Annotated in this window: 8 protein-coding genes and 1 pseudogene; 6 read left to right on the top strand and 3 right to left on the bottom strand. The window is 60.0% G+C overall.

Annotated elements, in window-relative coordinates:
• A pseudogene (locus HP547_RS23855) lies at nt 1–171 on the top strand (L-carnitine dehydrogenase); the annotation flags it as partial.
• Between the two features lie 10 nt (nt 172–181).
• Entirely contained in the window at nt 182–649 is a 468-nt protein-coding gene (locus HP547_RS23850; RefSeq protein ID WP_172287773.1) for a thioesterase family protein, read from the top strand.
• Between the two features lie 52 nt (nt 650–701).
• Here the strand turns inward: HP547_RS23850 and HP547_RS23845 are convergent, their stop codons facing one another.
• Nucleotides 702–2,210: a reprolysin-like metallopeptidase gene (locus HP547_RS23845; RefSeq protein WP_172287771.1), complete on the bottom strand. Its 1,509-nt coding sequence runs from the start codon at nt 2,208–2,210 to the stop codon at nt 702–704.
• Between the two features lie 465 nt (nt 2,211–2,675).
• Here HP547_RS23845 and HP547_RS23840 point away from each other — a divergent pair, with 465 nt between their 5' ends.
• Complete coding sequence (locus HP547_RS23840) at nt 2,676–2,933, top strand: hypothetical protein (protein WP_159412923.1); 258 nt, start codon at nt 2,676–2,678, stop codon at nt 2,931–2,933.
• Between the two features lie 358 nt (nt 2,934–3,291).
• Here the strand turns inward: HP547_RS23840 and HP547_RS23835 are convergent, their stop codons facing one another.
• Nucleotides 3,292–4,398 carry a GlxA family transcriptional regulator gene (locus HP547_RS23835; RefSeq protein WP_172227706.1) on the bottom strand — a complete coding sequence of 369 codons (1,107 nt, stop codon included), beginning with the start codon at nt 4,396–4,398 and terminating at the stop codon, nt 3,292–3,294.
• Nucleotides 4,399–4,905: 507 nt separating this feature from the next.
• Nucleotides 4,906–6,282: an L-serine ammonia-lyase gene (locus tag HP547_RS23830; protein ID WP_172227704.1), complete on the bottom strand. Its 1,377-nt coding sequence runs from the start codon at nt 6,280–6,282 to the stop codon at nt 4,906–4,908.
• Nucleotides 6,283–6,735: 453 nt separating this feature from the next.
• On the opposite strand from HP547_RS23830, the gene HP547_RS23825 reads away from it, so the two are divergent.
• From HP547_RS23825 to HP547_RS23815, 3 genes are all read left to right on the top strand, one after another.
• The gene (locus tag HP547_RS23825) at nt 6,736–7,683 is read left to right on the top strand and encodes a choline ABC transporter substrate-binding protein (protein ID WP_172227702.1); all 948 of its coding nucleotides are present in this window, start codon (nt 6,736–6,738) and stop codon (nt 7,681–7,683) included.
• Nucleotides 7,684–7,764: 81 nt separating this feature from the next.
• Nucleotides 7,765–8,613: a choline ABC transporter permease subunit gene (choW, locus tag HP547_RS23820; protein WP_172227716.1), complete on the top strand. Its 849-nt coding sequence runs from the start codon at nt 7,765–7,767 to the stop codon at nt 8,611–8,613.
• A partial coding sequence (locus HP547_RS23815; RefSeq protein WP_172287769.1) for an ATP-binding cassette domain-containing protein occupies nt 8,610–9,324 on the top strand: 715 nt, incomplete at its 3' end. The genes choW and HP547_RS23815, both read left to right, overlap by 4 nt.

Genomic DNA, 9,324 nt, shown 5'->3' with positions numbered 1-9,324 from the left:
GCGCCGGAGCTGACCGACCAATTGATCGACGACGTGGTCGACGGCACCTCGGAACAATTGGGGGATCGCAGCATCGCCGCGCTGGAGCGCTATCGTGATGACACCCTGCTGGCGGTGCTGGAGGCGGTGAAAACCAGCAAAGCCGAGCACGGCATGGCCTTTGGCGATTAAGGAGCACGCGATGCCCGAACTGATCACTTACCGCACCCCGGTCCAGGCGGACTGGGTGGACTACAACGGCCATCTGCGCGATGCCTTCTACCTGCTGATCTTCAGCTACGCCACCGACGCACTGATGGAACGGATCGGCCTGGATGCCGAGAGCCGTGGCCAAAACGGTCATTCACTGTTTACCCTGGAAGCGCACATCAATTATCTGCACGAAGTGAAACTGGGGACCGAGGTGTGGGTGCAAACGCAGATCCTCGACTTCGACCACAAGCGCCTGCACGTGTATCACAGCCTGCACCGCGATGGCTTTGCCGAGGCATTGGCGGCAAGCGAGCAGATGTTGCTGCATGTTGACCTGGCAGGGCCGAGGTCGGCGCCGTTCGCGGAGCACAGCGTCGCTTGCCTACGGGAACTCCAGACCGCCGTAGGGTCGGCATGCCCGCAGTACGTGGGCAGATGTATCGGGCTAGGCCGCTAACCGAAGTTTTGCCAGCGGTGTAGAGCCCGCTGGCAAATTATGGCAGTGCGTTTCAGTACTCATTGCTCCACACCTGATAGACCTTATCGTCGAGCGAGCCGCCAAGCCAGTTGAGCTCAGCACCAGGGATTTCGACAGGTCCCTGCAATGTGGGCAGCTCAAGATCACCGTCCAGCCTGAGGCTAATGTACCTTGCCCCGCTGCCTGAATCGGACAGAATGCGAACCCTGGCACCCGGTTTGACTTTGGCAACTTTCAAGGACGACACTCTTTTCTGCCATCCCTCGCCACACATGTCTGCAAGGTAGGCGCTAACTCCACCTTTACTGGTGAAGGTGCAGGCGTTTCCCTGATAGTTTGCATGCTCGTAGACTGTGAAGTTATTACCATCCGCATAAAAGTCCTCCACTACTTCTCTGCGCTCATTGAAGCGGCGCGCCACATCGTGATGCTCTCGTGTTCCAACAGGTATAGTTTCAAACTCAATATCCGGATTTGAGTGATACGGTATCAGTGGGCAAGCGGGATTGCAGCCATATGACATCTGAGTGCTGAACCTAGGACTTCCCGTAATATATCGATATCCAAACATATAGGGTGGCCTGCCGACTGGGTCTCCGTCATGCCAATTATGGTGGGCGCCTAAATTGTGCCCCAGCTCATGAGCCAAAGAACCAAAACATGAAACCACAGAGTGCCCTTGAGCTTTGGATGTGTTCAGCCACGCCATACCGCAGTACTCTCTACCTGCAGAGTACATAGAAACCAGGTCGGCACGCACTGCGTCTCGTACCTTGAGTAGATCAGGTCCAAAAGGTTTCGCCAGGCGCATGTCATCTAGTTGCTGCTTGTAAGTCCTGCCTGTCTCATCGTAGTCAGCGTCATAAAAACCCGCAAGCTGGTAGGTGATGGCTACACGACTGTTCCGCATGTAGAGGTTGGCATTTTGCAGTGCCTGGGCAAAAGGCAGCCGGTAACTGGGATTTATTGCCCTGGACTGTTTAGTAGACACCAGCAACATGCGTATTATGCTGTACGCCGATTGCGGCTGCTTGCCTGTGCTGGGGTCTTTAATTCCTGAGTCGAGCGCAGCCAACGGCTCGGCCTCCGGTGATAACTTAGCTTCATCAACTTTGACCAGCACATGCCTTTGGTTGCCGATGTAATCCAAGCGATAGAGTTGACCATCAATGTGGATATCGCCCACCACCTTATCGCCTTCACGGACAATGGAAACCCAGTTGAATGGGTCAAAATCCATTTCGGAAGGGGATGTAAAGCGCTGCCTGCGATCAGTTGCGACGTCACCCACCCAACCGATCATCCCTGGGGCCGGCGAATCGGAATTTCTAAGTTGATAATGGCTGACTTTACCGCTGGTCGACTGCACGATCAGTGTCTTGGCTTCAGCTGAAATGGCAGATGGCCTGACGTCCACTTCCTGGATATCAAGGGTGGCCGGGGCGGCTAGCAGGGTAGCGAGATAAGGGTATGTCCCAGGCTCATGTAGGAGGGCTTCCAGCGACTGACGCCCTTGTGCCGCTCGCAGCTCATAAAGCATCGCAGATGGAGCTCGAGAGTTCGGGGGCGCAGTAGCCGGAACGCTGCAGGCCGCTACAAGAAGGGCCGGTAAGATTATCCCCAGACACCTCAGAGCCATTGCTTTCACGATCTCACTCCACAGTGGAAATTCGAGACCACTTAAAAGCAGACAGCGCACTGTCACAACTGGCAGAAATGCCAGGCAGGTCCAGCCTGCGCATAAAAAATAGCCCCGGAAAGCCGTGAGCATCCGGGGCCAAGAGCGAGCAGCATCCACTGTGCATGAACGAGGGTGACCAAACCCTCCGTTGCGGTAGATGGCTTGAGTGTGCTCACTTCGCGGAGGGTGGATTTAGCCGTAAACGACCTGTTCTTAGCCAAAGCAGCCATGCCGGCATTCTGTTGTTGCGGGTATGTCGCGGTCGTCACAGAATCGGTCGTAAATCACAGCAGCACTCTCTTAGCGATAAAAGGGACAACAGCCATGATGCATGCGGATTTGATTGACCAGGACGACTTGGCAGGCCACCTGCGCGCGCGCGGGTTCGACATACCCGCCGGGGCCAGTGCCGAGCAGGCCTGCGAAGCGGTGGTGCGTGGGCTGACCGAGCCCAATGCGCGTGCGCTGAAGGGGATGGTGGAGCAGATGTATACCGGTAGCGCGACGATTCTGCCGGCGGTGCGCCAGGCGATCGACAAGCAGCTGTTGCCGGCCCTGGCGCAGTTCAGCAGGCGCGCCTGACCGAGTCGTCCTGTTCCGGCCCAATCGCCGGCAAGCCAGCCCCCACAGGGATCACACAAGCCCCGACACTTGTGCCGAACCTGGGGATAAGCCAATAACCCGCGCATGGTTTTGGCCAAGAACGCCGGCAGGGCGGCGAACACCGGAATGATCAGGCTCAAACTTTCGGAAGAAACGGTGAATGCCCAAGGATAGTGGCCAGCAGGTCCGGCCTCTTCGCGGGTAAACCCGCTCCCACAGAGATCGCGCACGCTTTTTAAATTCTGTGCAAGACAGTTGCTTCCACAGGCCGTGCACAGGCTTGAGCTTGCACGGTCCCTGTGGGAGCGGCTTTAGCCGCGAAGCAAGCGACGCAGTGTCAGAGCCTCACACTGGCAAACGTCGACTCGTTGCGCGCCTGGCTCAATGCCCCCAACGGCCCGCTGTGCGGCGACAGGGTCATGGCCTGCGGGATCGGCATCATCGCCACCTGCTGCGCAGTGTTGGAGCCCACACGCTCGTCACGCGGCGGGATGCCGAAGTACTCGCGGTAGCACTTGGAGAAGTGCGGCGTGGACACAAAACCGCACACTGACGCCACTTCGATGATCGACATCGGCGTCTGCTTCAGCAGCTGGCGTGCGCGGATCAGCCGCAGCTTCAGGTAATAACGCGATGGCGAGCAATGCAGGTATTTCTGGAACAGCCGCTCGAGCTGCCGACGCGACACCGCCACATACACCGCCAGTTCGTCCAGATCGATCGGTTCTTCGAGGTTGGCCTCCATCAGCGCGACAATCTCTTGCAGCTTCGGCTGGTTGGTGCCGAGCATGTGCTTGAGCGGCACGCGCTGGTGGTCCTGCTCGTTGCGAATGCGCTCGTAGACGAACATTTCCGAAATCGCCGCCGACAGCTCGCGGCCATGGTCGCGGCTGATCAGGTGCAGCATCATGTCCAGCGGCGCGGTACCGCCAGAGCTGGTGAAGCGGTTGCGGTCGAGGGTGAACAGGCGGGTGCTCATGTTCACCCGTGGGTAAGCCTCCTGCATCGCCGCCAGGCATTCCCAGTGCACGCTGCAATCGAAGCCATCCAGCAGGCCGGCGCAGGCCAGTGCCCAGCTGCCGGTACACACCGCACCAAGGCGGCGCGACTGACGGGCCTGAGACTGCAGCCAGGTAACGTGCTCACGGGTGACCGAACGCTGGATGCCAACCCCACCGCAGACGATAACGGTGTCGATGGGGGGGGCATTGGTGATGGCGGCATCGGGGGTGATCTGCAGACCGTCACTGGCCCATACCTGCCCGCCGTCGACGGTCAGCGTGTGCCAGCGGTACAGCTCCCGGCCAGAAAGCTGGTTGGCCATACGCAATGGCTCGACCGCCGAGGCCAGTGAGATGAGGGTGAAATTGTCCAATAGAAGAAACCCGATGGACTGGGGTGCTGTGCGGTTCTGGGTTGGGGTCCCGGAGGTGTACGACGTCATCGCGATTTCTCCTCACACAAATGCAGGGTGTGCCTCAGGCGGGCACTGATTTCTTGTTATTGCCCCGTTTCATGTGCAGGGCTGGGTGCCAATCTCAACGCAAACGCCGTGCCTGAAATTGAACGGCTATCCAAAAAAACCTGAAAACGACGCCTTTATCAGGCAAATCAGGTGCTTTGGTCGAGTTGGCCAACTATCGCAAAACGCCGTGCTAGGCGCCGTGCGTGTAACCGCTGAGCAATTTGGTGACAGGGGCAGTGTAAGTTGCCCAGAAACGACACTCTTGAGTGTCACCGACAATGCCCACACTGATAACGACACCCGACGATCGGTAGGCGTCATGCCGCACCATAAGAGGGCATTGGTTCTTGTCATGCACCTGTGTGGTAGCACAGGCCCCATTGCCGGCAAGCCAGCTCCCACAGGTCCACCACCGCCTCTGAGAGCTATGGAATCCCTGTGGGAGCTGGCTTGCCGGCGATGAGGCCAGTGAAGTCCGCTACACGATCAACATTCGATCGCGCTGACCGCCAGGCCACCGCGCGAAGTCTCTTTGTACTTGTCGTGCATGTCGGCACCGGTGTCGCGCATGGTGCGGATCACCTGGTCGAGAGAAATGAAGTGCTCCCCGTCGCCACGCAGGGCCATCTGTACCGCATTGATGGCTTTTACTGCGGCAATGGCGTTGCGCTCGATGCACGGCACCTGTACCAACCCGCCCACCGGGTCGCAGGTCAGGCCCAGGTTGTGCTCCAGGGCGATTTCCGCAGCATTCTCCACTTGCGGGGGAGTCGCACCGAGTATTTCGGCCAGGCCGGCAGCAGCCATGGCACAAGCTGAACCGACCTCACCCTGGCAGCCAACCTCGGCACCGGAAATGGAGGCGTTTTTCTTGCACAGGATGCCCACGGCCGCAGCGGCCAGGAAGTAATCGACCACGTTGGATTCGTCCACCGCATCGCTGAAGCGCATGTAGTAATGCAGTACTGCGGGGATAATGCCCGCCGCACCGTTGGTAGGCGCGGTGACCATGCGCCCGCCAGCGGCGTTCTCTTCGTTGACCGCCAGGGCGAACAGGTTGACCCATTCCATGGCGCTCATGGTCGAGCCGATGACGTTGGGCTTGCCGATTTCCTGCAGGCTGCGGTGCAGCTTGGCGGCACGTCGGCGCACATTCAGCCCGCCGGGCAGTGTGCCTTCGTACTTGAGGCCGTTGTTGACGCATTCCTGCATGGCTTCCCAGAGCTTGTACAGGCCGGCGCGGATCTCTTCCTCGCTGCGCCAGACCTTCTCGTTGGCCATCATCAATTGCGACACGCTGAGGTCGTTTTGCTTGCACAGGCGCAGCAGTTCGGCAGCGCTGTTGAAGTCATACGGCAGCACCGTCTGATCAGCATCCAGCACACCGCTGGCGGCCTGGGCGGCATCGACCACAAAGCCGCCACCCACCGAGTAGTAGGTGTCGCGGTGCAACTCGCCCTGCTCGCCTTCGGCAACCAAGGTCATGGCGTTGGGGTGGTACGGCAGGTTTTCGTCCAGCAGCAGCATGTCGCGGGCCCAGACGAATTCGATGGGCAGGCGGTTGTCCAGCTGCAGGGTGTTGGTTTCACGCAGGTCGGCGATGCGCGGCACGATCTGGGTGGGGTCGATGGCATCAGGCCATTCGCCCATCAGGCCCATGATGGTGGCGTTGTCGGTGCCGTGGCCGATGCCGGTGGCCGACAGCGAGCCGTACAGGCGCACTTCGACACGCTTCACACGTTCCAGCTCGCCGCGTTCGCGCAGGCCCTGGACGAACAGGGCGCCGGCACGCATGGGGCCAACGGTGTGGGAGCTGGAAGGCCCGACACCGATCTTGAACAGGTCGAACACGCTGATGGCCATTGTCGCTTCACCTCTTGCTGGGCTTGTCTCTGCGCGCCATGCGCAGGGCGGGGCAGCTGCTAGGCTGAAACAGCGGGCCGCCTTGAATGCCAGCATCATCGGGCTTTTCCCGCCCCCCTCGCCGTCTGCAACCGACGTACTTTTGTCCAGCAGCGCCTCGCTGTTTCAGGCCGGAAAGTTGCCACCATGACGCCGCTTTCCGGTGGCCTGGTGACGCAAAAATGCGGCTGGAGGGGTGGAAAAACTCATAAGCGACATCGCCCGTACTGGATACGACCCGTTCCGTACTGGTTACGACCCCACTAGTAGGCGATTGCCCGGCGCTGGAGGATTATCGAAAGCGACTCGTAAAGCACGGCCACGCATCCTGCCCTCTGCAGGCCTGGTCGACCGGACCCTCAGAAAGCCCGGCGACCCACGCGAACCCGAAGACAAAATCACAGGAGTCCATCCATGAAAGGTTCACCCTCGCTGTTGCTGGTTGCGATGTTGTCTGCGCCGTTACTGGCCCAGGCTGCCGAACCCGAGCAGTGTCAAACGGTACGTTTCTCGGATGTCGGCTGGACCGACATCACGGTCACCACCGCGACCACCAGCGTTGTGCTCGAAGCCCTGGGTTACAAGACCCACACCACCATGATCTCGGTACCGGTGACCTACAAGTCGCTGGCCACCGGCAAGGACCTGGACGTGTTTCTCGGCAACTGGATGCCGACCATGGAGAACGACATCAAGCAGTACCGCGATGCCGGTACTGTCGAGACCGTGCGCGCCAACCTGGAAAACGCCAAGTACACCCTCGCCGTGCCTCAGGCGCTGTACGACAAGGGCCTGAAGGATTTCAGCGACATTCCCAAGTTCAAGAAGGAACTGGACGGCAAGATCTACGGCATCGAGCCCGGCAACGACGGCAACCGCACCATCCAGAGCATGATCGACAAGAACGCCTTCGGCCTCAAGGACGCCGGTTTCAAGATCGTGCAGTCCAGCGAGGCCGGCATGCTGTCGCAGGTCGACCGCGCGCAAAAGCGCGGTGAAGCGATGGTATTCCTGGGCTGGGAACCGCACCCGATGAACACCCGCTTCAAGATGCAGTACCTGACCGGCGGGGACGACTTTTTCGGCCCCGACTTCGGCAAGGCGACGGTATTGACCAACACCCGCAAGGGCTATGCGCAGGAGTGCAGCAACGTTGGCCAGCTGCTGAAGAACCTGTCGTTCGAGCTCAAGGATGAAAGCACCATGATGGGCTATGTCCTGGACGACAAGATGAAACCCGAAGCAGCCGCCAAGAAGTGGCTCAAGGATAACCCCGGCAAGCTGGACACCTGGCTGGCTGGCGTTACCACCGTGGACGGCAAACCCGGCCTTGAGGCGGCCAAGGCCAAGCTGACGCAATAACGAAATACGCAATAGCGCTACCTCGGGGCAGGACCGTGCCTGCCCCGGGTTGATTTCAATCTACGCAGGTGGAAGCTCGCTATCATGCTTATCGATCAGAAAATACCCCTGGGCCAGTACATCGCGTCGTTCGTCGAATGGCTGACCCAGAACGGCGCTGAATATTTCGACGCCATCGCGCAAGGCCTGGAGTTCATGATTCATGGCGTGACCAGCGCCCTGACCTGGTTCAACCCGTTCGTCCTCATCGCCCTGTTCGCCGCCCTGGCGCACCTGATCCAGCGCAAGTGGGCGCTGACTGCCTTCGTGGCAGTGTCGTTCCTGCTGATCCTCAACCTGGGCTACTGGCAGGAAACCATGGAAACCCTGGCGCAGGTCACCTTCGCCACGGTGGTATGCGTGGCCATCGGCGTGCCGCTGGGCATCGTCGCCGCGCACAAGCCGATGTTCTATACCGCCATGCGCCCGGTGCTCGACCTGATGCAGACGGTGCCTACCTTCGTCTACCTGATCCCTACCCTGACCCTTTTCGGCCTTGGTGTGGTGCCCGGGCTGATCTCGACGGTGGTGTTCGCCATCGCCGCACCTATCCGCCTGACCTACCTGGGTATCTGCGACGTGCCGCAAGAGCTGATGGATGCCGGCAAGGCCTTTGGCTGCTCGCGGCGCCAGCTGCTGACCCGTATCGAACTGCCGCATGCGATGCCGAGCATCGCCGCCGGCGTTACCCAGTGCATCATGCTGTCGCTGTCGATGGTAGTGATCGCCGCGCTGGTCGGCGCTGACGGCCTGGGCAAACCTGTGGTCAACGCACTGAACACCGCCGATATCTCCCTGGGCTTCGAAGCGGGCCTGGCGATCGTGCTGCTGGCGATCATGCTCGACCGTATCTGCAAGCAACCGGAACTGCCGGTAAGGGGTGAAGCATGAGCATCATTCGATTCGAAGACGTCGACGTCATCTTCTCCAACAAGCCGCGCGAGGCCCTGGCCTTGCTCGACAAGGGCCAGACCCGCGAGCAGATCCTCAAGCAGACCGGCCTGGTGGTCGGCGTCGAAAAAGCCAACCTGGACATCCAGAAAGGCGAGATCTGCGTACTGATGGGCCTGTCCGGCTCGGGCAAGTCGAGCCTGCTGCGCTGCATCAACGGCCTCAACACCGTCAGCCGCGGCAAGCTGTTCGTCGAGCATGAAGGCAAGAACATCGACATTGCCCACTGCACCCCGGCCGAGCTGAAGATGATGCGCACCAAGCGCATTGCCATGGTGTTCCAGAAGTTCGCCCTGATGCCCTGGCTGACGGTACGCGAGAACATCAGCTTTGGCCTGGAAATGCAGGGCCGGCCGGAAAAGGAACGGCGCAAGCTGGTCGACGAAAAACTGGAGCTGGTGGGCCTGACCCAATGGCGTAACAAGAAACCGGACGAGCTGTCCGGTGGCATGCAGCAGCGCGTGGGCCTGGCCCGGGCGCTGGCGATGGATGCCGACATCCTGCTGATGGACGAACCGTTCTCGGCCCTTGACCCACTGATCCGCCAGGGCCTGCAAGACGAACTGCTGGGCCTGCAGGCCAAGCTGAGCAAGACCATCGTGTTCGTCAGCCACGACCTTGACGAGGCACTGAAGCTGGGTAGCCGCATCG

Source organism: Pseudomonas sp. CM27 (assembly GCF_013179515.1).
In the GTDB taxonomy this organism is placed as follows: domain Bacteria; phylum Pseudomonadota; class Gammaproteobacteria; order Pseudomonadales; family Pseudomonadaceae; genus Aquipseudomonas.
Note: the sequence above shows the minus strand (reverse complement) of the source record. Positions and strands in the feature narration are given on the sequence as shown.

Excerpts from the sequence above, each read along its gene's own strand:
- HP547_RS23830 (WP_172227704.1), bottom strand. The coding sequence starts at position 6,282 with ATGGCCATCAGCGTGTTCGACCTGTTCAAGATCGGTGTCGGGCCTTCC.
- HP547_RS23825 (WP_172227702.1), top strand. The coding sequence starts at position 6,736 with ATGAAAGGTTCACCCTCGCTGTTGCTGGTTGCGATGTTGTCTGCGCCG.
- HP547_RS23840 (WP_159412923.1), top strand. The coding sequence starts at position 2,676 with ATGATGCATGCGGATTTGATTGACCAGGACGACTTGGCAGGCCACCTG.
- HP547_RS23835 (WP_172227706.1), bottom strand. The coding sequence starts at position 4,398 with ATGACGTCGTACACCTCCGGGACCCCAACCCAGAACCGCACAGCACCC.
- HP547_RS23845 (WP_172287771.1), bottom strand. The coding sequence starts at position 2,210 with ATGCTTTATGAGCTGCGAGCGGCACAAGGGCGTCAGTCGCTGGAAGCC.
- HP547_RS23850 (WP_172287773.1), top strand. The coding sequence starts at position 182 with ATGCCCGAACTGATCACTTACCGCACCCCGGTCCAGGCGGACTGGGTG.